The sequence below is a fragment of the Psychrobacillus sp. NPDC058041 genome (assembly GCF_042885655.1).
Classification (GTDB): domain Bacteria; phylum Bacillota; class Bacilli; order Bacillales_A; family Planococcaceae; genus Psychrobacillus.
This window is the reverse complement of the sequence record NZ_JBHVRO010000011.1, coordinates 104975-128153: the sequence shown is the minus strand read 5'-3', so window position 1 is coordinate 128153 and position 23179 is coordinate 104975. Positions and strand designations below refer to the sequence as shown.

24 protein-coding genes and 1 tRNA gene are annotated in these 23179 nt (G+C 37.2%); 2 read left to right on the top strand and 23 right to left on the bottom strand.

Going from position 1 to position 23179, the window contains the following annotated elements:
- Positions 1 to 171: 171 nt before the first annotated feature.
- From eno to ACFVR1_RS16410, 10 genes are all read right to left on the bottom strand, one after another.
- Positions 172 to 1464 carry a phosphopyruvate hydratase gene (gene eno / locus ACFVR1_RS16455; protein WP_387585567.1) on the bottom strand — a complete coding sequence of 431 codons (1293 nt, stop codon included), beginning with the start codon at positions 1462 to 1464 and terminating at the stop codon, positions 172 to 174.
- A gap of 2 nt (positions 1465 to 1466) precedes the next feature.
- Entirely contained in the window at positions 1467 to 3005 is a 1539-nt protein-coding gene (gpmI, locus tag ACFVR1_RS16450) for a 2,3-bisphosphoglycerate-independent phosphoglycerate mutase (protein WP_387585566.1), read from the bottom strand.
- Entirely contained in the window at positions 2998 to 3759 is a 762-nt protein-coding gene (gene tpiA, locus ACFVR1_RS16445) for a triose-phosphate isomerase (protein WP_387585565.1), read from the bottom strand. The genes gpmI and tpiA overlap by 8 nt, the downstream gene beginning before the upstream one ends.
- A 14-nt stretch (positions 3760 to 3773) precedes the next feature.
- Entirely contained in the window at positions 3774 to 4958 is a 1185-nt protein-coding gene (locus tag ACFVR1_RS16440; protein ID WP_387585564.1) for a phosphoglycerate kinase, read from the bottom strand.
- 200 nt (positions 4959 to 5158) lie between these two features.
- Entirely contained in the window at positions 5159 to 6166 is a 1008-nt protein-coding gene (gap, locus tag ACFVR1_RS16435; RefSeq protein WP_387585562.1) for a type I glyceraldehyde-3-phosphate dehydrogenase, read from the bottom strand.
- A 12-nt stretch (positions 6167 to 6178) separates the two neighbouring features.
- Positions 6179 to 7216 (bottom strand): sugar-binding transcriptional regulator, encoded by a 1038-nt coding sequence (locus tag ACFVR1_RS16430; protein WP_387585560.1) that lies wholly within the window; start codon positions 7214 to 7216, stop codon positions 6179 to 6181.
- 270 nt (positions 7217 to 7486) lie between these two features.
- Positions 7487 to 7720 carry a glutaredoxin family protein gene (locus ACFVR1_RS16425; RefSeq protein ID WP_387585559.1) on the bottom strand — a complete coding sequence of 78 codons (234 nt, stop codon included), beginning with the start codon at positions 7718 to 7720 and terminating at the stop codon, positions 7487 to 7489.
- Between the two features lie 101 nt (positions 7721 to 7821).
- Positions 7822 to 8268: a GNAT family N-acetyltransferase gene (locus ACFVR1_RS16420; protein ID WP_387585558.1), complete on the bottom strand. Its 447-nt coding sequence runs from the start codon at positions 8266 to 8268 to the stop codon at positions 7822 to 7824.
- A 106-nt stretch (positions 8269 to 8374) separates the two neighbouring features.
- The gene (locus ACFVR1_RS16415; RefSeq protein WP_387585556.1) at positions 8375 to 9187 is read right to left on the bottom strand and encodes a TPM domain-containing protein; all 813 of its coding nucleotides are present in this window, start codon (positions 9185 to 9187) and stop codon (positions 8375 to 8377) included.
- On the bottom strand, positions 9187 to 9765 hold the full coding sequence (locus ACFVR1_RS16410; protein WP_387585554.1) for a LemA family protein: 579 nt from the start codon (positions 9763 to 9765) through the stop codon (positions 9187 to 9189). Before ACFVR1_RS16410 ends, ACFVR1_RS16415 begins: the two co-directional genes overlap by 1 nt.
- 172 nt (positions 9766 to 9937) lie before the next feature.
- Between ACFVR1_RS16410 and ACFVR1_RS16405 the strand changes: the two genes are divergently transcribed.
- A complete protein-coding gene (locus ACFVR1_RS16405) occupies positions 9938 to 10888 on the top strand; it encodes a catalase family peroxidase (protein WP_387585552.1) in 951 nt (316 codons plus the stop codon).
- Positions 10889 to 10948: 60 nt separating this feature from the next.
- Here the strand turns inward: ACFVR1_RS16405 and ACFVR1_RS16400 are convergent.
- Positions 10949 to 11020, bottom strand: a tRNA-Arg gene (locus tag ACFVR1_RS16400).
- A gap of 164 nt (positions 11021 to 11184) precedes the next feature.
- Here ACFVR1_RS16400 and clpP point away from each other — a divergent pair.
- On the top strand, positions 11185 to 11781 hold the full coding sequence (gene clpP, locus ACFVR1_RS16395; protein WP_387585550.1) for an ATP-dependent Clp endopeptidase proteolytic subunit ClpP: 597 nt from the start codon (positions 11185 to 11187) through the stop codon (positions 11779 to 11781).
- Between the two features lie 573 nt (positions 11782 to 12354).
- Here the strand turns inward: clpP and ACFVR1_RS16390 are convergent.
- The 12 genes from ACFVR1_RS16390 to hisD all read right to left on the bottom strand — a co-directional run bounded on the left by ACFVR1_RS16390 (position 12355) and on the right by hisD (position 23173).
- Positions 12355 to 12612 (bottom strand): HPr family phosphocarrier protein, encoded by a 258-nt coding sequence (locus ACFVR1_RS16390; RefSeq protein ID WP_387585548.1) that lies wholly within the window; start codon positions 12610 to 12612, stop codon positions 12355 to 12357.
- Positions 12613 to 12631: 19 nt separating this feature from the next.
- On the bottom strand, positions 12632 to 13573 hold the full coding sequence (gene whiA / locus ACFVR1_RS16385) for a DNA-binding protein WhiA (RefSeq protein ID WP_387585546.1): 942 nt from the start codon (positions 13571 to 13573) through the stop codon (positions 12632 to 12634).
- Between the two features lie 45 nt (positions 13574 to 13618).
- Positions 13619 to 14578 carry a gluconeogenesis factor YvcK family protein gene (locus tag ACFVR1_RS16380; RefSeq protein ID WP_387585545.1) on the bottom strand — a complete coding sequence of 320 codons (960 nt, stop codon included), beginning with the start codon at positions 14576 to 14578 and terminating at the stop codon, positions 13619 to 13621.
- 4 nt (positions 14579 to 14582) lie between these two features.
- The gene (rapZ, locus tag ACFVR1_RS16375) at positions 14583 to 15467 is read right to left on the bottom strand and encodes an RNase adapter RapZ (RefSeq protein WP_387585544.1); all 885 of its coding nucleotides are present in this window, start codon (positions 15465 to 15467) and stop codon (positions 14583 to 14585) included.
- The gene (locus ACFVR1_RS16370; RefSeq protein ID WP_387585542.1) at positions 15445 to 15942 is read right to left on the bottom strand and encodes an NUDIX domain-containing protein; all 498 of its coding nucleotides are present in this window, start codon (positions 15940 to 15942) and stop codon (positions 15445 to 15447) included. The genes rapZ and ACFVR1_RS16370 overlap by 23 nt, the downstream gene beginning before the upstream one ends.
- A gap of 518 nt (positions 15943 to 16460) precedes the next feature.
- Positions 16461 to 17411, bottom strand: a complete 951-nt coding sequence (gene trxB / locus ACFVR1_RS16365) for a thioredoxin-disulfide reductase (protein WP_387585540.1) — start codon at positions 17409 to 17411, stop codon at positions 16461 to 16463.
- 70 nt (positions 17412 to 17481) lie between these two features.
- Positions 17482 to 19008, bottom strand: a complete 1527-nt coding sequence (locus ACFVR1_RS16360; RefSeq protein ID WP_387585538.1) for a tetratricopeptide repeat protein — start codon at positions 19006 to 19008, stop codon at positions 17482 to 17484.
- 154 nt (positions 19009 to 19162) lie between these two features.
- Positions 19163 to 19789 carry a bifunctional phosphoribosyl-AMP cyclohydrolase/phosphoribosyl-ATP diphosphatase HisIE gene (gene hisIE, locus ACFVR1_RS16355; protein ID WP_387585537.1) on the bottom strand — a complete coding sequence of 209 codons (627 nt, stop codon included), beginning with the start codon at positions 19787 to 19789 and terminating at the stop codon, positions 19163 to 19165.
- On the bottom strand, positions 19786 to 20541 hold the full coding sequence (gene hisF / locus ACFVR1_RS16350) for an imidazole glycerol phosphate synthase subunit HisF (RefSeq protein ID WP_387585536.1): 756 nt from the start codon (positions 20539 to 20541) through the stop codon (positions 19786 to 19788). The genes hisIE and hisF overlap by 4 nt, the downstream gene beginning before the upstream one ends.
- A complete protein-coding gene (hisA, locus tag ACFVR1_RS16345) occupies positions 20535 to 21278 on the bottom strand; it encodes a 1-(5-phosphoribosyl)-5-[(5-phosphoribosylamino)methylideneamino]imidazole-4-carboxamide isomerase (RefSeq protein WP_387585535.1) in 744 nt (247 codons plus the stop codon). Before hisA ends, hisF begins: the two co-directional genes overlap by 7 nt.
- 18 nt (positions 21279 to 21296) lie before the next feature.
- Positions 21297 to 21878 (bottom strand): imidazoleglycerol-phosphate dehydratase HisB, encoded by a 582-nt coding sequence (gene hisB / locus ACFVR1_RS16340; protein WP_387585575.1) that lies wholly within the window; start codon positions 21876 to 21878, stop codon positions 21297 to 21299.
- Between the two features lie 11 nt (positions 21879 to 21889).
- Positions 21890 to 23173, bottom strand: coding sequence for a histidinol dehydrogenase (gene hisD, locus ACFVR1_RS16335; RefSeq protein ID WP_387585533.1), 1284 nt, complete (start codon positions 23171 to 23173; stop codon positions 21890 to 21892).
- Between the last annotated feature and the right edge of the window lie 6 nt (positions 23174 to 23179).

Sequence of the window (23179 nt, the reverse complement as noted above, 5' to 3'; positions counted from 1 at the left end):
CAAGCAAATCAAGACCCTGGACTGAGCGCAGCGAAGGAAGCGGCTTGATGCTTGCCCCCTGGAAAGCGTCCGCCTGCAGCGGAAATCAACCTGTTACTGGAATCAATTTATATACATTCTTTTCTATTAAAAAAGCTACTTAACGAATTTCTCGTTAAGTAGCATTTTGCATTATTTTAAGTTATAAAATGTTTTCTTACCTAAATATTGAGCAGTTTCATATAACTGATCTTCAATACGTAGTAATTGGTTGTATTTAGCTACACGATCCGAACGAGATGGTGCACCTGTTTTAATTTGACCAGCGTTTGTTGCAACTGCGATATCGGCAATTGTTACGTCCTCTGATTCACCTGAACGGTGAGAAATTACTGCAGTATAACCAGCGCGTTTCGCCATTTCGATAGCGTCAAAAGTTTCTGTAAGGGTACCAATTTGGTTTACTTTTACAAGAATCGAGTTTCCAACGCCTTGCTCAATTCCTTGTGCCAATTTTTTCGTATTTGTTACGAATAAATCGTCTCCAACTAATTGTACTTTTTTACCTAAACGTTCTGTTAGTAATTTATGTCCAGCCCAGTCATTTTCATCTAAGCCATCTTCGATCGAGATGATTGGATATTTTTCACAAAGTTCTTCATACCAAGCAACCATTTCTTCTGAAGTTTTCACTACACCTTCACCAGCTAAATGGTATTTGCCATCTTCTTTATTGAATAACTCAGAAGATGCTACGTCCATTGCTAGAAGGACATCTTCGCCTGGTTTGTAGCCAGCTCTTTCAATTGCAGTCATGATTGTAGAAAGGGCTTCTTCATTTGATTTTAAGTTCGGTGCAAAACCGCCTTCATCGCCAACAGCAGTGTTTAATCCCGCTTCTTTTAATACTGATTTTAAGCTATGGAAAATTTCAGCACCCATGCGAAGTGCATGGCGGAATGATTCTGCTCCAACTGGCATTACCATAAATTCTTGAATGTCTACATTATTATCTGCGTGTTCTCCACCATTTACAATGTTCATCATTGGAACTGGTAGTTGTTTTGCATTGAATCCACCTAAATATTGATATAGTGGCATATCTAAATAATCTGCAGCAGCATGGGCAACAGCAATGGAAACACCTAAAATTGCATTTGCACCAAGGTTTCCTTTATTTTCTGTGCCATCTAATTCGATCATTGCGCGGTCAATTTCTACTTGATCTAATACTGAATAGTTCTCTTCTAGTTCCGCTGCGATTATGTTATTTACGTTATCTACTGCTTTTAGAACACCTTTACCTAGGTATCTCGCTTTGTCACCGTCACGAAGTTCTACTGCTTCATATTCACCAGTAGATGCACCAGATGGAACGATTGCACGACCAAATGCGCCACTTTCTGTAAAAACCTCTACCTCTACTGTTGGGTTTCCACGTGAATCTAATACTTCACGAGCTTGAATTTGTGTAATAATTGGCATTTTTAACTCTCCGTTTCGATTAGTGTTTTACCTGTCATTTCAGGCGGTGTTTCTATCCCTAATAAGTGTAACATGGTTGGTGCTAAATCGGCTAAAATTCCGTCAGGACGAAGCGTAATATTTTTCTTCGTTACAATGACAGGAACAGGATTAGTTGTATGTGCTGTCATTGGCTGACCTTCTAAAGTAGTTACTTCATCGGAATTTCCATGATCAGCTGTAATAATCGCATAGCCGCCTTTTGCAGTGATGGCATCCACTATTTTCCCTAGACATTCATCAACTGCTTCTATTGCCTTAATCGTTGGCTCTAGCATTCCACTATGTCCAACCATATCTGGATTAGCAAAGTTTAAAATGATTGCATCAAAGTTATCTTCTGCAATTTCAGTTAGAAGTGCATCTGTTACTTCATACGCACTCATTTCTGGTTTCAAATCGTACGTTGCAACCTTAGGAGAATTAATCAAAATTCTTCTTTCTCCAGGGAACGTTTCTTCGCGCCCACCACTCATGAAAAATGTCACATGTGGATACTTTTCAGTTTCTGCAATTCGAAGCTGAGTTTTATGATGATTGGAAAGTACTTCTCCAACCGTATTAGATAAGTTCGCTTTTTCAAAAACAACATCCGATACAACCTCATCACTATAATGTGTGAACGTCACAAACTTTAAATTTGTTGGGTGCTTTTCACTTAACTTAAAGCTATCAAATGTTGGTGTATTTAAAGCAAGAGATAATTGAATCGCACGATCAGGTCGGAAATTAAAGAAAATTACTGCATCACCAGAGTCGATTGTTGTAGCTGGCTTTGCATTTTCCTCAATTACGAAAGGAATAACAAATTCATCTGCTACATCTTCTTCGTAGGATTTTAAAATTCCTTCCGTTGCGGATCCGGCAGTTCTTCCGATTCCGTCAACAAGCGCACTATACGTGAGTTCTACTCTATCCCAGCGATGATCACGATCCATTGCATAATAGCGTCCACTTATCGAAGCAAACTTCCCTACACCGATATCCTTCATTTGTTTTTCTGTTTCTTCCACATAACCAATGGCTGTACGTGGTCCAACATCTCGTCCATCTAAAAATCCATGAACAAAAACCTCTTGTAACCCTTCTGCTTTTGCTAATTTCAATAAAGCAAATAAATGGGAATAATGACTATGAACTCCGCCATCCGAAAGTAGTCCCATTAAATGAAGCTTACCACCTGTTTGCTTTACATGTTCTATCGCTGTAAGAAGTTTCGGTTCTAAAAAGAATTCACCTTCACGAATCGATTTATGAATTCGAGTCAGATTTTGATAGACAATTCTTCCTGCCCCGATATTTAAATGTCCTACTTCAGAGTTACCCATTTGACCTTCCGGCAAGCCTACCGCTTCTCCTGATGCTGTAAGTGTTGCATTTGGATATTCAGCCCAATAACGGTCAAAATTAGGTTTGTTCGCTTGTGCTACCGCATTTCCAAATGACTCATCTCTCAATCCAAATCCATCCAAAATGATTAATGCTACTGGGCTTTTAGACATTTTCCCCAGCCTCCAATAGTTTCACAAACGAGTCTACTTGTAAACTTGCTCCACCTACTAAAGCGCCATCAATATGCTCTTTTGAAAGCAATTCTTCAATATTATCCGGTTTTACACTACCTCCATACTGAATACGAACTGCGCTTGCAACTTCTTCTCCAAATCCATCTAGAACTGTTTCACGAATTGCTTGGCACACATCATTCGCATCGTCTGCAGTAGCTGTTTTACCAGTTCCGATAGCCCAAATTGGTTCATAAGCGATAATGGAATTCATAACATTTTCTTCTGAAAGTCCTTCTAAAGCTGCCATTACTTGATTGGAAACCATGCTTTCCGTTTCGTTTTGTTCGCGTTGTTCTAAAGTTTCTCCTACACAAATAATTGGAGTTAAATTGTTTGAAAAAGCAGCTTTTACCTTTTTATTGATAGATTCATCTGTTTCATTAAAATATTGACGTCTTTCGGAGTGACCAATGATAACATGGCTTACACCAAGGTCTTGTAGTTGATGTCCACTAACTTCTCCCGTAAATGCTCCTTCTTTTTCCTCATGCATCGTTTGTGCACCGATAGAAATAAAAGAATCATTTGTAACATGTACAAGTTGATCTAAAAATAATGCAGGCGCACAAATAATTGTTTCCACTTTGCTGCTATCCACTTGTTTTTCTTTAAGTTGAAGAGCGAATTCTTTCGCTTCTGCAAGTGTTTTAAACATCTTCCAATTCCCTGCTATTACGCGTTTACGCATATGAATCTCCTCCATTACTTGTCGTTTAAAGCAGAAACTCCAGGCAAGTCTTTCCCTTCCATAAACTCAAGGGAAGCTCCTCCACCAGTGGATATATGGTCCATTTTATCCGCAACATTGAATTTTTCAACAGCTGCTGCTGAATCTCCACCGCCTATAATTGTATATCCTGCTGTTTCAGCCATTGCGTCTGCTACACCTTTTGTACCACTCGCAAATGCATCCATTTCAAACACACCCATCGGTCCGTTCCAAATGATTAGCTTGCTATTTTTAATGACGTCCGCATATAATGCAGCTGTTTTTGGTCCAATATCTAACCCCATCCAGTCAGATGGAATTTGGTCTATATCGACAACTTTCGTATTGGCATCTTTTGAAAATTCATCCGCTACGACAACATCTACTGGTAAGTGAAAAGAAACACCTTTTTCTTTCGCCTTCTCAATAAAACCTCTCGCCAACTCGATTTTATCTTCTTCTAAAAGAGACTTCCCAATATCATGCCCTTGTGCTTTAGTGAATGTATACGATAAGCCTCCACCGATTAGTATATTATCTACTTTATCTAATAAATGATCGATAACGCCAATTTTATCTTTTACTTTAGCTCCGCCTATAATTGCAGTAAAAGGTCGTTCCGGGTTAGATAGTGCTTTCCCTAATACATCTAATTCTTTTTCCATTAATAGCCCAGAAACAGCAGGTAATAATTTCGCAATACCTTCTGTCGTTGCATGCGCACGATGAGCAGCTCCAAATGCATCATTTACATACACATCCGCTAAGGAAGCAAAGGATTTTGCAAGCTCGGAATCATTTTTTTCTTCTCCAGCATGGAAACGAACATTTTCCAATAAAATAATGTCACCATTTTTCATTTCAGAAACAGCTTGTTCTACTTCAGCACCAATTGATTCATCTAATTTTTTCACTTGTTTGTTTAATAATTTTGCTAAATGCTCTCCAACTTTTGTCAAACGAAGTTCTTCTTTTACTTCTCCTTTTGGGCGTCCCATATGGCTAGCTAAAATTACTTTTGCATCTTGTTCGATTAAATAGTTAATCGTCGGCAATGCAGCTCGAATTCTTGTGTCATCTGTAATTGCTCCATCTTCCATAGGTACGTTAAAGTCTACACGGCAAAATACTCGTTTACCTTGTAAAGTAACATCTTTCATCGTTTGTTTTTCATTCATGAGAATAGCCTCCTAGTAGTAAGAAATGCATAAATCTTCCGCTTAACCTCGACTAGTAAATGTCGGGGCAGTAACATAATACTGTTTTATAAAAATAAGGAGCGAAGGGTAAACCCTTGCTCCTTTTACCCTCTCTCATTATAGAGGTTATTACGCATTATCGCTATGCAAAATCTGTGCAATTCACTTGCTGGATAAGCTTATAGTCCTTTTTTCATCATAAGAAGCGCTAGATCAATACAACGTGCAGAGTATCCTGATTCATTGTCATACCATGATAATACTTTCACCATATTATCACCTAAAACCATTGTTGAAAGTCCATCAATTGTAGAAGATGCTGTATTTCCATTATAGTCAATTGACACTAATGGAAGTTCATTGAAAGCAAGAATTCCTTTTAATTCATTTTCAGAAGCTTTCTTTAAAGCAGCATTTACTTCTTCTACTGTTACTTCTTTTTCAAGTTCTGCTACAAAGTCAACTAAAGAAACATTTGGTGTTGGTACGCGGATTGCCATACCATCTAATTTCCCTTTTAGTTCAGGAAGTACTTTCGCAACTGCTGATGCTGCACCTGTTGTAGTCGGAATCATAGACTCTCCTGCTGCACGAGCACGACGGTAATCACTATGCGGCAAGTCCAAAATGCGTTGATCATTCGTATATGAGTGAATTGTTGTCATCATTCCACGTTTAATACCAAATTGATCTTGCAAAACTTTTGCAAGTGGTGATAAACAGTTTGTTGTACATGAAGCATTTGATATTACATGATCTGTTTCTGGATTATAATTATCCGCATTTACACCCATAACAAATGTAGGCATATTGTCTTTAGCTGGTTGAGATAGAATTACTTTTTTAGCTCCAGCTTCGATATGTTTCCCAGCTTTATCAGCTGTACTGAATAATCCAGTACATTCAATAACGATATCAATTTCTTGCTCTTTCCATGGAAGTGCTGCAGGATCTTTTTCTGCAAATACACGGATTTGTTTTCCGTTCACTACTAAATAATCTCCTTCTGAAGATACTTCTGCTTCGAAGATTCCATGAACTGAATCGTATTTTAATAAGTGTGCTAGCATTGCAGCATCTGTTAAATCGTTGATTGCTACTACTTCTAACTCTTTTTGTTCTAATGCTTCTCTAAATACTTTACGTCCAATACGTCCAAATCCATTAATCGCTAATTTTACTGTCATTTTATTTTCCTCCTAATAGGTTTGTTTTATTATTTTCATCATTTCATTTGCAGCACCTTCGTCGGTCACTAATACAGTTTGTTCAGGCGCTTGTTTAAAATAAGACAATAGTGCTTTTGCTTTTTTGGCACCACCGGCAACTGCAAGTAGATGCTCTATATTTTTTAATTGTTTTAACTGAATTCCAATTGTTCTTATACGGTGGACTGCTTCGCCTTGGTCATTAAAATAATAGCCAAATGCTTCACTTACAGAACCGTTTTCTTTTAGACGCTCGATCTCGTCTTCACTAGAATTTCTTCTTCTAGCCATTTCTTCGGCATCACCTATACCATGAATAACAATATTTGTTCTTTCATATAAATCCATCATTTCTTGTATAAATGGCTCTTTTTTCATCGTAAGATATGCTTCTTCACTCAAACTATCTGGCATATACAAGGTCCGATAAGATCCATTCATTTTGTTAGAGAACAGAGAAACAATCGTATTCGCTTGGAATGTTACATCTTTTCCAACTCCGCCACGTGCTGCGATAAACATTAAATTTTGCCATTTTGTAGTCTCATGAACAAAGTTAGAAATGGATGCAATGGTAGAGCCACCTGTTACTGCAATTATTTTGTCATCCGTCAAAATGCTTTCCAAAAACTTTGCTGCTTCTTGAGATAAAAGCATTGCTGCATTCGTATTAGTATCTGCATTTCCTGGAACAATAATTACTTCTTTTATTTGTAAAATTTTAGAAAGTGTTTGTTCAAGTTGTAATCTTCCTGACCACTCGCGAACGACTTCTTTCAATTCCATTAATATTTTTGTACCTTCTGGAGAAATAGCTGCTCCATCACGTGATATATCAATTAATCCTTGTTTTCTTAATGCATCTAATTCTTTTCGAGTGTCTCTTTCTGACAAACCTAATTGTTCCCCTAAAACTCGACGACCAATCCCTTTGGAAAGTTGAATCATTTGAAGTATTTGATACCTTTTTTGTAACAAATCACTCATTTCAGGAATTAGCTTTAATTGAGCTGTGAGTAAAGACTCCATTTTTCACTTCCTAACTAGTTGGTACGTTTTTGTCCCACTTAATTAAAAATTGTCCCAGTGACTTAAAAAAAAAGTGAATTACTAAAATCATCATACAATATTATATTCACATATGCAATACTAGTGCATTATTTTTGGAAAATATTGTGTCAGTAAATAGTTGAAGGTAAAATTTTCTATATTGAGAGTATCTACTTGGAACTTGCGAATAGTTGAGGAAATGTTGCGAGTATGCTTATGAATATTGCGAGTAGCGCACAATCTGGAACATTATTTAAGTAATGTTTCCAGTATTGTTGCGTAATCTACTTGTCCGTATTGAATAATTTCTCCTTCGAATTCAACAACTGGAATCATCAACATATATTTTTCATGAAGTTCCTCATCTTCTTCTATATTCACTTCATTTATTTCAAATGCTATATCTTCCTGTACAAGTTTCAGCATAAGTCTTGCCTCTTCGCATAAATGACAACCTGGTCTAGTGTAGAATTGGACAATCATTTTATATCATCTCTCCTTAAAAATATTTGTTACGTTTAATTATATCTTGTTCTAATTTTTATTCTTTCTCAAAAAAAGAAGAGCCTCTGCTCTCCTCGCACTCATAGTTTCAATACAAACTCTGCTTCTCCATCATTGATCTTGCCTGTTTTTTGGAATCCGAAGCTTTCGTATAGTTTTATGGCTACTTCATTGTCTGGCTCCGTCGATAGATAGATCGTTTCACAGCCATCCAGCTGCTTCATTTCGTCCAAGATCAACTGTACAGCCTCTCTACCGTAGCCCTTTCCCTGACAGGTATAATCAATCATTAAACGACATATCCAGTAATTGTTAGTATCTTCATCTAATCCATACATCGCGAAACCAATAGTCTTGTCCTCAACCTCTATTCCTCTTACAATCCATCCAGTCTCATAAATCGATTGTGCAATAGATAGCGCATTGGAGGCTACAAATTTTTCAACTACAGTCGCATTCCCATCCTCATTCGTCGTCAATAAAACCGTTCGTAGCCAGTTATCCTTGTTTATCTCTACTAGTTTCATTCCCAAATCCCCCATTCATTACTTTATCGGAATAATTACATTAGACACATCAAGGGAAAATAAAACAAAGAAAAAGCCCTACTTAAGGGCATTTTTCCATTTTTATTTACCACTTACGTCCCGCTCCGCCGCCTCCGGAACTACCTCCGCCGAAGCCACCGAAACCGCCGCTTGATCCTTTTCCACCACCTCCGAAGCCGCCACCAAAGCCACCTCCGAAACTTCCTGGACCAAACATAGTAGAGCGACGTCGTCTACCGTTACTACCTCCGCCGCCTCCACCATTTCTCATGATTGTATATATAAAATAAATTACAACAACAATTCCAATAATAGTGGAAAACGAGAAGCCTTCATTAGATGAAGCTGGATTTTGCGGTTCCGAAAGCTCGCCTTCTAATCCATATTCTTTTGCTACTTCATTATAGAGTACTTGATACGTAGAAAGAACTGCTTCATTCACAGAACCTTGTTCTAAAAATGGATACGTATATTCATCCAGTATCCGTCCAATTTTCCCATCAGGTAATGCCCCTTCAAGACCTTGGCCAACTGAAATATATACATCTCTATTACCTTTTTTAGTAGGATCTGTTTCTATCACAAATAAAACACCATTATTCTTTTTTTGATCACCAATACCAAACTTTCGAATGACATCTACACTAAATTGATTAACATCTTGCCCGTTTAATGAATTTATAATCATGACGACAATTTGTGAACCAGTTGCTTTATCTAATTTAAGTCCAAGCTCTTCTATTTGTTTTTTAGTCGATTGGGACAAAAATCCTTCATAGTCTTGCACGTAGGATTCACCAGGAATAGGTTTTGGTATATTAGATGCTGCTACCGTTACTAATGGAATAGAAAGAAATAGCAGTAGCGCAACTATGAGCATTCGCGCAACTTTTCTCATTACTTGCCATCTCCATTAAAATCAACAACAGGAGCTTCTTTTGCATTTGGATCCGCTTTAAAATATTCTTTTTGATCGAAGCCAAAAACAGAAGCAACAATACTTCCTGGCATACGTTTTACTTTTTTATTGTAGTTTGAAACTACTTCATTATAGTCTTGTCTAGCAACGGACAAACGATTTTCTGTTCCAGCAAGTTCATCCATTAATTGACGAAAGTTTGCATCAGCTTTTAAAGCAGGATAATTTTCTACTACTACTAACAATCTACTCAGTGCTCCAGATAACTGATCATTCGCAGCTGCCTGTTCCGCTGGCGTGTTTGCTCCTGCTAACTTAGAACGTGCATCTGCGATATTACTAAGTACTTCTTTTTCATGTGAAGCAAAGCCCTTTACTGTATTCACAAGATTTGGAATCAAATCCATACGACGTTGTAATTGGTTTTCAACTTGGGCATATGCTTGGTTGACATCTTCTTCTCCATTTACAAAACCGTTATAGCTCGGCACTAATATAGCCGCAAAAACAGCAATTATCACAATAATAATTACAAGCGGCCCTAATAATTTCTTCATCTCATTCACCTCTAATTAAGTATATTATATTTCTACCTTTAAATCTAAAATGCGAAACCTACTTAACTATACGAAAAAAACATTAAATGGTTTCAAAAAGTCTTGTACTTTCCTTTTGATTAATATAAGTGTTTTGGGGTAAAGATGAATAGAATAGTGAACTTTTAAAGAGGTGATTCAAATAAATAATATGAGCGACCATCATAATTCTATGACTACTGAAGCTATTGACACTCTTGAAAAGATACAGGGGAAGTTTCCCGGAGCACGTCGCGCACATGCTAAAGGGTTGTTTTATGAAGCAAACTTTACACCTAATGGCAATGCAATACCTTATACTACTGCAGCGCATCTTCAAAATGAAGCTGTACCTGCAACGGTTCGCTTTTCTAACAGCCCTCCAAATCCTACTGCAGCCGATTTTCTTTCTCCTGTCAAAGGAATGTCCGTACAGTTTCACCTACCAAATGGAACAACCAGTCATCTGGTCAGCACGACAATTCCTAAATTTATAACAAAAGATCCGGAAACTTTTATAGACATGCTAAAAATTTTGACAGCTGACAAAACGGGTCATGATAAAGTGGATTTAGGATTAGGTATACTGAATATCCTTAAAAAATATCCAGAAAGAAAAAATATACTACATGCACTGAAAGACCAATTTAAACAACCACCCATAAGTTATGCTAAGCTCAATTATTACCCAATTCACGCTTTTTATTTTATGAATAAAGAAGGAAAACGCCAAGCTATTAAATATGAATGGCAACCTGACGAAAAAAATTCTCAGAGAAAATCGATAGGAACAATAACTTCTCCCGACTATCTAAGTGAAGAACTCCACCTTAGAGTTCTTAATGGATCTGTTTCATTTAACTTAGTCATTCGTTTAGGAGAAGAGGGTGATGTTACGGATGACCCGACAGATCCTTGGCCGGACAACAGGCAAAAGGTTGTCGTTGGCCAACTAACTTTAACTAAAATCCTATTTCCAAATGAAGCTATTTTATTTGACCCAACCATAGTCTCAGATGGCATCGAACTTACAAATGATCCAGTACTTCATTTTCGTCATGATGCATACGCCATTTCATTTGAAAGGCGCAGGAAAAATGAATAAAAAAAACACTTTAACCATGTGTACCATGTTTAAAGTGTTTCATGTTTTTTACTTTTTTGATGCCCTCGGCGAGGATCGAACTCACATTCCAAGCTTCGGAGGCTTGTGTGTTATCCATTACACTACGAGGACAAGCGATCTATCTATTATACAAATAGAACGTGCAAAATTCAACCTATCATTTTGAAGCTTAAAATTTGACCTTCCTTGACCATAATGTGTATGATAAAGTTACAACTGAGAGAATATTTCTCAGTAATCAACTTACAATACCACCTTTGAAGGAGGCAATCAGGATGAATTTAATTCCTACAGTTATTGAACAAACAAATCGTGGAGAACGTGCATACGACATTTATTCACGATTACTAAAAGACCGTATTATCATGCTTGGAAGTGCTATTGATGATAACGTTTCTAACTCCATCGTTGCCCAACTATTATTTTTAGAAGCAGAAGATCCAGAAAAAGATATCTCCATCTATATCAATAGCCCAGGCGGAAGCATTACAGCTGGTATGGCAATCTACGATACAATGCAGTTCATCAAACCAGATGTACAAACAATTTGTATCGGTATGGCTGCTTCCATGGGAGCATTTCTACTAACTGCTGGAACACCAGGAAAACGTTATGCTCTTCCTAACGCTGAAGTTATGATTCACCAACCACTTGGTGGAGCACAAGGGCAAGCAACAGAAATTGAAATTGCCGCTAAACGTATCTTATACCTACGCGATAAATTAAACCAAATTATTTCAGAACGCACAGGTCAACCAATCGAAGTAATCGCTAGAGATACAGATCGTGATAACTTCATGACTGCAGAACGAGCAAAAGAATATGGTTTAATCGACCACATCATTTCTCGTAGCGAAATGAAAAAAGCTTAATAACAATTGTACCCAGGGAAACTCCAATTTCCTTGGGTATTTTTTTACAAAGTATAGCTACTTTTGGACACATTATGTACCTCTCCGCGCCTACACTACGTTTATCAGCACCTAAAAACTAGATGCTATTACTACTATCGCACAACACTGAGTATATCTGAGTACCACTTATTCGTTATCAGCACATTACGAGATATTATAAGCACCTAAACTGTCGCTATCAGCACCTTACTAGATGCTATAAGCGCCTAAACAGCGGTTGCGCACCTTGAAAGTACCTATCAGCGCCTAAACCGTCGCTGTAAGCACCTTACGAGATGTCATCAGCACCTAAAAACTAGATGCTATTACTACTATCGCACAACACTGAGTATATCTGAGTGCCACATAACACAGATTGAACACCACATAAATTGTCACGAGTACCACATAGACTGGCCCGAGCACCACATACTCGCTATCAGCACCTTACAAGATGTCATAAGCACCTAAACAGCTGTTTCGAACTAGTGACTTATCAACGAAAAAAAAAAAACGCCTTTTCGTCCGGAATGACGAGGGAGGCGTTACTTTTTATGCTTCATTTGAGATAAATTTTGCAAGGGCTTCTACTGCTTCTTCTTCATCAGAGCCTTCAGCGCTTAAGCTTACAGTTATTCCTTTGCTTATCGCTAAGCTCATGATTCCCATAATACTTTTTGCATTTACTTTTTTGTCTTCCTTTTCTAAGTAAACGTCAGCAATATAACGATTAGCTTCTTGAACAAATAATGCTGCTTGTCTTGCTTGCAACCCTGCTGGTAATTTCACTTCGACATGTTTTTCTGTCATGATTATACGCTCCATTTCACTAAATTGTCTCGCCTCTACGAAGTGCATCTGCAATTTCATCTATTTTTCGTAAACGATGATTTATACCGGATTTACTTACGTTCCCAGTCGAAACCATTTCACCTAATTCTTTCAATGTAACATCTTGGTATTCAACACGCAACCTTGCAATTTCTCTTAATTTTTCTGGTAATTGATCTAGACCAACCGAATTCTCGATAAAACGTATATTTTCTACCTGTCTAATAGCGGCACTAATCGTTTTATTTAGATTCGCCGTTTCACAGTTAACGAGACGATTTACACTGTTTCGCATATCTCGTATAATTCGAACATCCTCAAACTTTAATAATGCATTATGCGCGCCAGCAATGCTTAAGAAATCGGAAATTTTTTCTGCTTCCTTTAAATAAGCAACATATCCTTTTTTTCGTTCGATCGTTTTTGCATTTAACTCAAATTCATTCATCAGTTCTACGAGTGCATCACTATGTGTTTTATATAATGAATAAATTTCTAAATGATAGGAAGACGTCTCAGGATTATTAACGGATCCTCCTGCTAAGAAAGCTCCCCTTAAATAAGCACGTTTACAGCATTTCTTTTTCACAAGTTCTTTTGATATCGAATATTCGAATTGAAAGCCCTCATTTAATATTTTCAAATCTTCTAGTAAATTCTTTGCACCTTCACGAACACGACAAATATAAATATTATTTTTTTTCAATCTCATTTTTTTTCGAACAAGCAATTCTACTTGATATGGGTATAAAGATTTTATCAAAGTATATAGCCTTCTTGCTATTGCAGCGTTTTCTGTTTGAACATCTAAACTAAGCATTTTATTGCTAAATGACAAAGAACCATTCATCCGAATAAGTGCGGAAAGTTCAGCTTTTGCACAGCATGGTTTCGATTCTTCTTGCGTCATTTCTTTTTTTGTTTCAGAAGCAAACGACATATCCGTTTCCCCCTTTCTTGCTAGAGACTGCTAACGATCATTCTATTAACCCGCATACTCTACTAGCCATTTTGCGACTTTGATGGAATCATGGCGAACTGCACCATCATACACAACTGAAATATCTTTCTTTACGATTTCTATATCTAATGTTTCTAATACTTCTACATCTATTTTAACAGGAGAAGCTTTTTCTTGTTTATATAAATACTGCACGTTTTCAGGAATTTCTTCCTTGCTAATTAAAACAGTATCGATAAAATTTTCTCCCATATGATCGATAAGTGCTTGAACATGATCTGAGGCAGTATAATTACTCGTTTCCCCTGCTTGAGTCATTAAATTACAAATATATACTTTCTTAGCTTTAGAACTTATTATTGCTTTTTTTATATCTTCTACTAATAAGTTAGGAAGAATACTCGTATAAAGGCTTCCCGGTCCAATTGCTATGATATCAGCTTCTGCAATGGTTTTAAGTGTTTCCGGTAACGGTTTCACATCTTCGGGAGTAATGAACACTTTTTTTATTTTCTGACCATACTTCGGAATTTTGGATTCTCCACTTATTATTGCATTATCCTCGTATTGCGCATGAAGTGTAACTAGCTGGTTTGCAGCCGGAAGTACTTTTCCATGCACCTTCAATACTTGGCTCATTTCTCGAATTGCATTGGCGAAATCACCGGTAATAGAAGTTAATGCAGTTAACATTAAGTTCCCTAAAGAATGACCTTCTAATTCAGTGGCATTGGAAAAACGATACTGAAACATTTCCTCCACAAGAGGCTCTACATCTGATAGTGCAGCTAAAACATTTCGAACATCACCAGGTGGTGGAATATCATATTCATCTCGTAATCGTCCAGAACTTCCACCATCATCAGCTACAGTAACAATTGCTGTAATATCGATTGGAAATTTCTTTAAACCACGAAGTAAAGTTGATAATCCCGTACCCCCACCAATTATTACTATTTTCTTTTGGTGTTGTGTACGATTCATTACTTCATTCCTTTCTTATTGTAACATCTCTGTGCGTAATAATCGTTTTATCGTCTGCTTTTAATTGTTTTCCAAAGTATTCTGCAAGTGTAACTGATCGGTGTTGTCCACCAGTACATCCAAATGCAATGACAAGTTGGGTTTTACCTTCCCGTTTATATTGAGGAATCATAAATAAAAACAAGTCTGTTAACTTTTCAATTAACGTTTTTGTGTCACCCCATTTTAAAACATAACTAGAAACTTCCTCATCTAATCCCGACTTCAATCGTAATTCCTCTATATAATAAGGATTTGGGAGAAAACGAACGTCAAATACTAAATCCGCATCAATAGGAATGCCATGTTTAAAGCCAAATGACATGACATTTACAGTAAAAACCTTACTTCCTTTTGCAGAAAATTCATCTTGTATTTTTTCACGTAGTTCACGAGGTTTCATTTTGGATGTATTATAAATGAATTGTGCCCTTCCTTTTAAATCAGATAATAACTCTCTTTCTTTTTTTATCCCATCTAAAGGAAGTCCAGAGTTCGCTAGTGGATGAGATCTCCTAGTTTCTTTATACCTTCTCACTAAAGCTTCATCTTCCGCGTCTAGGAATAAAACTTTAGGAGTAACAGAAGTTGCTTCCTGAAGTCTATTAACCGAATCAACTAAAGTATGAAACATTTCTCCCCCTCGTAAATCCATTACAGCTGCAATATTACGAGGTTGTTTATTGGAATCTATCATTAAATTGATAAATGTACCTAAAAGTTCTGGAGGTAAATTATCGATACAATAATAGCCAAGGTCTTCAAAGCTTTGAATCGCTACAGTCTTTCCTGCCCCCGACATACCAGTGATAATAACCACTTCAGTTTCAAGCTTTTGCTGACTTTCCATTGTTTACTTCTCCCTCCACTGACTGTTGAATCGTTTCTTTTATTAACGTAAAGTCTTGTGTGTATACAAATGTACCATATTGTATTCCTTGCTCTCGAACAGCAAATAGCAGATTCGTTCGATCTCCTTCTGCCATAGGTAATACATGTAATTCTTCTACTGGATGCCATTCTAAGATGCCTTCTTTTGTTTCTTGAAAAGGAGTTCCTTCTAAATCTTTTGCGACAAATGTAAATAGCATCCACTCATCTATTTGGTTACCGTTTTCTTCTATAACCATTGTATATATTCCCTTTAAATGAGGATCGATTGGAATCGTATTCGTCTCTTCTGTAAACTCTCTAATAGCAGAATTAAGAATGGATTCACCAACTTCCATTTTTCCTCCTGGGGCAACGTACCAGTTTCTTCTAGGCTTTTTCAATAAAAGAACTTGCCCGTCTTTGCATATGAGTAAATTTGCGATTCGCTGCAAGAATAATCACTCCAAAACTATCTATACTTATTATTAAATATTATACATGAAATTCATTTGAAATGCGCAACTGCCCTTTAAGAACCCCTTGTTCTTCTCTAATTTCCGAGTGCTTGGGACGAAACATTGGCTCCTGCGGTTACTCGTCGAAAAAAACATTGGCTACACTATTACCGGGAGAGTTTTATGGAATGCTCTCGTATAGGTCGTTAACGCTCTCGTTAAAGTGGATTGCTCTCGCATTGGCGAAGAGTGCTCTCGTATCTGCCGTTAACGATCTCGCTAAAGCGAATTGCTCTCGCATTGGCGGAAAGTACTCTCATAGCACAGACATTGGAGTCTAGACAGTTACGAATAGTTTACATTTTCTTATAACACTCAAAAAGAGGCTGCTTCATCGATTGAAATCGAGAAACAGCCTGTCCAAATATTGCTTATATAAAAAGGGGTATTTATACTCCTTAATATACACCTTATTTATTTCAATAAGGTTACAATTGGATTAAAATAACATTAAGTTATACGTTTGCAGTATTTTTATCTTTTAGGTTTTCAATATAATGTTGTGCAGCTTGAGCAGCTATACTGCCATCTCCAGTTGCAGTAACAATTTGTCGTAGCATTTTTTCGCGTACGTCCCCAGCGCCAAAAATTCCAGGTACAGATGTTTCCATTTTTTCATTCGTAACGATATATCCATTATCATTTAAGATACCTAAGTTCTTGAATGGTTTTGTTAACGGTAACATTCCTACGTATACAAAAACTCCGTCTGTTTCGAAATCTCGTTCAGACCCATCTACTGTAGAGACCAATTTCACGCCAGCTACTTTTCCGTCTTTGCCATTAATTTCTTTTAATGTAGTATTCCAAATAAAGTCGATTTTTTCATTGGCAAATGCACGATCTTGTAGAATCTTTTGAGCACGTAGTGCATCGCGACGGTGAACAATCGTTACTTTTTCTGCAAACTTAGTCAAAAACGCACCTTCTTCAACAGCAGAATCTCCGCCGCCTACAACAACAAGTCTTTTTCCTTTAAAGAATGCACCATCACAGACCGCGCAATAACTTACTCCGCGTCCTCCAAGTTCCGATTCTCCTGGAATTCCCATTTTCTTATATTCAGCACCAGATGAAATAATTACCGCTAATGCTTTATATTCTTTTCCACTTACTTTTACCGTTTTATATTGTTCGCCATCTACGATTTCTGCAACGTCACCGTATGCATACTCAGCACCGAATTTCTTTGCATGATCGAACATTTTTGTAGAAAGTTCAGGTCCTAAAATCGTTTCAAAACCTGGATAGTTTTCTACTTCTTCTGTGTTCGCCATTTGTCCACCAGGAATTCCGCGTTCAATCATAAGCGTTGAAAGATTGGCACGAGAAGTATATACAGCGGCAGTCATCCCCGCAGGTCCAGCTCCAATTATTATTACATCATAAATTTTTTCTTCAGTCATTGCTAATTCCCCCTACAATTCTACTAACACTCAATCTATAGGATTTTTGTACTTGCTTCAACTATTTTGCTTATGCATCAAATAGCGGCAAAAACTGAATTAGTTCATTGACATATTTGGTCAAGGTATTTGTAGTAATCCCATACTGATCCGCAAAATACTTTTTCGTCACATTTTTGGAACGTGATGATTCAAACATATACTCAGTTGCAGCTGCTAATGCTTTTGGATTTTTGAAGCCATATCCCTTTTCTAGCGCACGTTCTATCAACATAAACCACATTTGAAACAAGTAAGTAGCTGATTGCGCAAGGGGTTTATATTTTTCATATAACAAATCTGTTGCAGCAATTGCTCGTACAAAGGCTTTTTCTGCGACAGACTTTTCATCAAATGAATGTCCTAGTGATTGTGCTAAAAATAATTTCTCCATCGTACTCAATTCTTCTACTTTAATCCATTGAGGATGAGAAATTATTTCTTGCCGATGCTTCGATTTTCCTAACAAATAAAAGCCAAAGATTCGTTCACTTACATGTTTACTTTGAAGCTTCTCCAAAATGAATTCTTTTTGATGTTCTGACCCATGGGAGTTTATATCTTTCATTTGAGGTAACCATGGCTCGAATCCCGCTTTTTCTGGATCTAGTTTGAGAAGTGTCTTCCAAGCATTTCGCGCAATTTCCTCATGCCCCGCAAAGTATGCAGAATGAGCTAACCAAAAATAAAATCCAGGGTCCCCTTCAAAGCCTTTTCGTTGTAAGCTTCGTAACCATTTAAAAGCTTCTTCATATTTTCCAATTAATGCGAAAGTTGCACCCATTTTATATCGATGCTCGATAAAGTAGGGATTAATCTTAGATAGGAAATCACTAATTTCTTCTAATTCTTCTGTATTTTTTTCATAATAATGAATAACAGCTAAATTACATAGCGCATGAATATTGCCTCTATTTTCACTTAAAACTTGATGAAGTAAGGCTTTTGCTTGCTCTTCTTCTCCTATATAGAAATAAGCGAGTGCCAAGTTATTGTAAGCTGCCCAAAAGTCAGGATTATCAATTATCAATGATTCCAACAATTCTACAGCTTCAGGAAATTTTCCTTGCTCCATTAAACGTCGGGATTTTTCCTGAAGAAAAAGAGCTTCACTAGACGGACTCTCCATTTCCAATGATTCCAAATCTTCTTGCTCAGTGAAGTCTACTATTTCCATTGCTTCTTCTGTATACTCTCCGCGAATATCGATTTCTAAATACAATCTTGCAAATCTATTGGCATCCATGAAATTGCCTAAATGTGCATTTACTTCGGACAGGAAAAAAACAATTTCTGACTCTTTAGGATCAATATCATGTGCTTTTCTTAGAAGTTCATGTGCAAAGTCAAAGTTATCTAATTCCATTTGTAAGATGGCATATTGCATTAAAATTAATGGATCATCCGGACTTAAATCTACAGCTCTTTTTAAATATTTATGTGCTTTTTCATATTGTTCTTTTTGAAGCTCATCTAATGCTTTTTTATAGTAGTATTCGCCTGTAGGCAAAAATGAAATAATATTTTCTTTTAATATCTTTTTACTTTTTTTATTCAAGATAATCCTCCGAAAAATAATAAGGAACGTATCTCAACGCCTTGCGTAAGTGAACCCATTTTTTATCAACCCTGCTTGATAAAAGTTTGTAGCATTCACCTGCTAGAGGCTTTAACGTCCCTTATCAGTATATTCTTCAGTATATCATAAACAATTATTTTTTATGTGTTTTACTCTCATGTCTTTTTTGCAATACTTGTAAAAGGTCATAGAAGCTTACTTTTTGATTTTGCAAGAGCACTAGCATGTGGTAAATAAGATCCGCTGCTTCCCACTTCAATTCTTCGCCGTCATTATTTTTAGAAGCGATAATCACTTCAGCAGACTCTTCCCCAACCTTCTTACATATTTTATCTACACCTTTTTCAAATAAATAAGTAGTGTATGCTCCTTCTGGCATTTCTCTTTCTCTCTCTTCAATAATTTGAATCAAAGAAGTAATTACATTGTAGCCAACAGTATCTGCAAATTTCTCAACTGTATTGTGGAAGCAAGTTTCTTCCCCAGTGTGACAGGCTGCTCCATTTGGCAATACTTCGACCACTAGCGCGTCAGAATCACAATCTTTTCGAATCGAAATGACTTGTTGCGTATTTCCGGAAGTTTCCCCTTTATGCCATAATTCCTGTCTACTTCTACTGAAGAACCAAGTTTCCTTCGTTTCTACTGTTTTTGTATACGCTTCTTTATTCATATATGCAAGGGTTAATACCTCTCTTGTTAGAGCATGTTGAACAATAACAGGGATAAGTCCTTTTTTATCAAATTTCAATTTTTTCATTTTACCTCTACTCCTCTTTCACGGACGTAATTTTTCACTTCACGTACACTTGTTTCTTTAAAATGAAAAATGGAAGCAGCTAGTGCAGCATTCGCATTAGCTTCTGTAAAGGCAGATAAAATATGTTCCACATTTCCAGCTCCGCCACTAGCAGTCACTGGAATTGAAACAGCATCTTTTACAAGTTTGGTAACTGCAATATCGTACCCATCTTTTTCACCATCACGATCCATACTTGTAAGTAAAATTTCTCCAGCCCCGAGTTTTTCTACTTCTTTTGACCAGTCAACTACTTTCCATTCTGTTTTCTTTTGTCCCCCATGTGTATAAACAAACCACTCTTGATCCTTCTCGGACCATTTTACGTCGATTGCGACAATGATTTTATTAGAACCAAATAATTTTGCACCGTTTGTAATAAGAGATGGATTATTAATAGCTGCACTATTAATCGAAACCTTACTTGCTCCTGCATCTAATAATTGCTGCATATTTTCTGTCGTACGAATACCACCACCAACGATTAGAGGAATTGAAATTTTTTCCGCTGTCTTTTTCACGACATCAATCATAGTTTCACGGCCTTCTATCGAAGCCGATATATCTAAAAATACTAGCTCGTCCGCACCTTCTTTATCATAAAATGCAGCTAGTTCTACAGGATCTCCAGCGTCTCTTAATCCTACAAATTGAACCCCTTTAACAACTCGTCCATCTTTCACGTCAAGACAAGGAATGATCTTCTTTACCATTTCGTAACCTCCTGCAAAGCTTCTGTCAAAGTAAACCGATTATTATATAATGCTTTTCCCGTTATTACGCCACGGACTGTTGTTTCTTTCGCTAGCTTTGCAACGTCGCCGATATCTTCTAGTGAGCTAATTCCTCCTGATACGATAATGGAAAGTCCAGTTGCTTCTGCAAGCTCTTTGTTTGCAACTAAATTTGGTCCTTGAAGCGTGCCATCTGTTGCAATGTCAGTGAAAATGACATGTTTAACACCTTTTGAGGCAAAATACTGTCCAACTTCAACGGCTGATTGTGTAGATGTTTCTAACCAACCATGTGTAGCCACCATTCCATCTTTAGCATCAAGTCCAATAACAATTCTTTCTCCACCAAACTCATTGATTAAATCTGCAACTGTTTCCGGTTGTGATATCGCAAGACTGCCAATAATGACACGATTCACTCCATTTTCTAAATATAATCGGACATCGTCTTTAGAACGAATTCCTCCACCAATTTGCACATTCACAGGAAGCTCTTTTGCAATTCGGATTACTTCCTGAGCATGAATTTTCTCCCCGTCTTTTGCACCATCTAAATCGACAAGATGAATCCAAGTTGCACCCTCATCTGTAAACTTTTTAGCCATATCAAATGGAGATTCTCCGTAAATAGTTTCTTGCTCATAATCGCCTTGATATAGACGGACACATTTTCCGCCCTTCATATCAATCGCTGGGTAAACTTGAATAGACGTCATATCGGTACTCTCCCTTTATTATGTAAGAAGTCCTTTTGTGGAAGGGACACCTTTCACACGTTCGTCTTTTGTAATAGCATCATCAATCGCTCGTGCTAATGCTTTGAAAATTGCTTCAATCATATGATGTGTATTCATTCCGTAATGTACAATGACATGCACATTCATACGAGCTTCCAGTGCGAATTTCCAAAGAAACTCATGGACAAGCTCAGTATCGAAATTCCCTACTTTTTGTGTCGGGAATTGAGCACGGAATTCTAAATGCGGTCGGTTGGAAATATCAATCACTACTTGTGCTAGTGCATCATCCATTGGTACAAATGCATTTCCATATCGCTTAATACTTTTTTTATCTCCTAATGCCTCTTTCACTGCTTGACCCAGTACGATTCCAATGTCCTCTGTAGTATGATGATCATCGATATGTGTATCGCCATTTGCTTTTATTGTTGCATTAAATAATCCATGTTTCGTAAATAAATCGAGCATATGGTCCATAAAAGGAACGCCAGTATCAATTACTGCTTTTCCTTCGCCATCTAAATCTATTTCAACAAGTACCTTTGTTTCATTTGTCATTCTTTCTATTTTAGCCATTCTTTTATTTATCAATTGAATTCCTCCTTACGCCAGCTTCGTGACTCGACTGAACGTGCATGCCCTTCTAATTGCTCCAATCTTGCTAAACGAGCAATTTTCGGATATTGTTCTTGCCACATTTCTTCCGAATAATATACAACACTTGTTTTCTTCATAAAATCATCCACGCATAATCCACTCGAAAATCTAGCCGTGCTATTTGTAGGAAGTACATGATTAGTCCCCGCAAAATAATCCCCAACTGGTTCACTACTAAATCTTCCGATAAAGATTGCTCCGGCATGCTTAATTTGTTCACTAATTTTTTCTGGCTGGTCCGTCATAATTTCTAGATGCTCCGGTGCAAGCTCATTCACTGCATCTACTGCTTGGTTTAGAGTTTCAGCAATATAAATAAGACCGAAGTTTTCAATCGAAGCTCTCGCAATTTCTTCACGTGGGAGCTGTTTTAATTGTTTCTCTACTTCTAATTGGACCTCTTTTGCGAGTTTTTCGCTTGTTGTTATTAAAACAGAACTTGCAAATCGATCATGCTCTGCTTGTGCTAACAAATCAGATGCAACTTCATCCGCAAAGGCGGTATCATCGGCAATGATCGCAATTTCACTTGGACCTGCAATCATATCAATCGCTACTTTTCCAAATACTTCTCTTTTTGCAAGCGCTACATAGCTATTGCCTGGACCAGTTATTTTATCTACGGATTTAATTGTTTCAGTACCATAAGCAAGTGCTGCAATTGCCTGAGCACCTCCGACTTTATAAATTTCCGTTATTCCAGCAATACGAGCTGCTACAAGTACGGATGCTGGAAGCTTTCCTTCTTTTGATGGTGGTGACACAATGACTATTCGTTTAACTCCAGCAACCATTGCTGGAATGGCATTCATTAATACAGAAGATGGATAAGCAGCAGTACCTCCAGGGACATACAATCCAACTGCATCTAATGGTGTAATTTTATATTTTATATAAGAACTTTTTTCCAAAAGGAAATCAATATTTGGATGTACTTGCTGCGAGTGAAATGCTCGAATATTAGCAGCGGCTTCCTCTAAATCTTTAACCAATTGTGGGTCAAAGTTGTTAAATGCTTCTTCTATCTCTTCTTTCGTCACTTGTAGGTTTGAAAGCTTTGCTCCGTCCCATTTCTCTGTATAGTCAAAAAGAGCCTTATCCCCATTTTGACGAACATGATCAATCACTTGACGTACAGTTCTTACATGATCCACATTTGCTTGTTCCACTGAACGTTGTAATGAAATTGTATTGGATAGCTTTGCTATTTTCATAGGATT

What these genes read in the sequence shown, in the direction of transcription:
- eno (WP_387585567.1), bottom strand. Translation starts at nt 1,464, where the DNA reads ATGCCAATTATTACACAAATTCAAGCTCGTGAAGTATTAGATTCACGT.
- gpmI (WP_387585566.1), bottom strand. Translation starts at nt 3,005, where the DNA reads ATGTCTAAAAGCCCAGTAGCATTAATCATTTTGGATGGATTTGGATTG.
- tpiA (WP_387585565.1), bottom strand. Translation starts at nt 3,759, where the DNA reads ATGCGTAAACGCGTAATAGCAGGGAATTGGAAGATGTTTAAAACACTT.
- ACFVR1_RS16440 (WP_387585564.1), bottom strand. Translation starts at nt 4,958, where the DNA reads ATGAATGAAAAACAAACGATGAAAGATGTTACTTTACAAGGTAAACGA.
- gap (WP_387585562.1), bottom strand. Translation starts at nt 6,166, where the DNA reads ATGACAGTAAAATTAGCGATTAATGGATTTGGACGTATTGGACGTAAA.
- ACFVR1_RS16430 (WP_387585560.1), bottom strand. Translation starts at nt 7,216, where the DNA reads ATGGAGTCTTTACTCACAGCTCAATTAAAGCTAATTCCTGAAATGAGT.
- ACFVR1_RS16425 (WP_387585559.1), bottom strand. Translation starts at nt 7,720, where the DNA reads ATGATTGTCCAATTCTACACTAGACCAGGTTGTCATTTATGCGAAGAG.
- ACFVR1_RS16420 (WP_387585558.1), bottom strand. Translation starts at nt 8,268, where the DNA reads ATGAAACTAGTAGAGATAAACAAGGATAACTGGCTACGAACGGTTTTA.
- ACFVR1_RS16415 (WP_387585556.1), bottom strand. Translation starts at nt 9,187, where the DNA reads ATGAGAAAAGTTGCGCGAATGCTCATAGTTGCGCTACTGCTATTTCTT.
- ACFVR1_RS16410 (WP_387585554.1), bottom strand. Translation starts at nt 9,765, where the DNA reads ATGAAGAAATTATTAGGGCCGCTTGTAATTATTATTGTGATAATTGCT.
- clpP (WP_387585550.1), top strand. Translation starts at nt 11,185, where the DNA reads ATGAATTTAATTCCTACAGTTATTGAACAAACAAATCGTGGAGAACGT.
- ACFVR1_RS16390 (WP_387585548.1), bottom strand. Translation starts at nt 12,612, where the DNA reads ATGACAGAAAAACATGTCGAAGTGAAATTACCAGCAGGGTTGCAAGCA.
- whiA (WP_387585546.1), bottom strand. Translation starts at nt 13,573, where the DNA reads ATGTCGTTTGCTTCTGAAACAAAAAAAGAAATGACGCAAGAAGAATCG.
- ACFVR1_RS16380 (WP_387585545.1), bottom strand. Translation starts at nt 14,578, where the DNA reads ATGAATCGTACACAACACCAAAAGAAAATAGTAATAATTGGTGGGGGT.
- rapZ (WP_387585544.1), bottom strand. Translation starts at nt 15,467, where the DNA reads ATGGAAAGTCAGCAAAAGCTTGAAACTGAAGTGGTTATTATCACTGGT.
- trxB (WP_387585540.1), bottom strand. Translation starts at nt 17,411, where the DNA reads ATGACTGAAGAAAAAATTTATGATGTAATAATAATTGGAGCTGGACCT.
- hisIE (WP_387585537.1), bottom strand. Translation starts at nt 19,789, where the DNA reads ATGAAAAAATTGAAATTTGATAAAAAAGGACTTATCCCTGTTATTGTT.
- hisF (WP_387585536.1), bottom strand. Translation starts at nt 20,541, where the DNA reads ATGGTAAAGAAGATCATTCCTTGTCTTGACGTGAAAGATGGACGAGTT.
- hisA (WP_387585535.1), bottom strand. Translation starts at nt 21,278, where the DNA reads ATGACGTCTATTCAAGTTTACCCAGCGATTGATATGAAGGGCGGAAAA.
- hisB (WP_387585575.1), bottom strand. Translation starts at nt 21,878, where the DNA reads ATGGCTAAAATAGAAAGAATGACAAATGAAACAAAGGTACTTGTTGAA.
- hisD (WP_387585533.1), bottom strand. Translation starts at nt 23,173, where the DNA reads ATGAAAATAGCAAAGCTATCCAATACAATTTCATTACAACGTTCAGTG.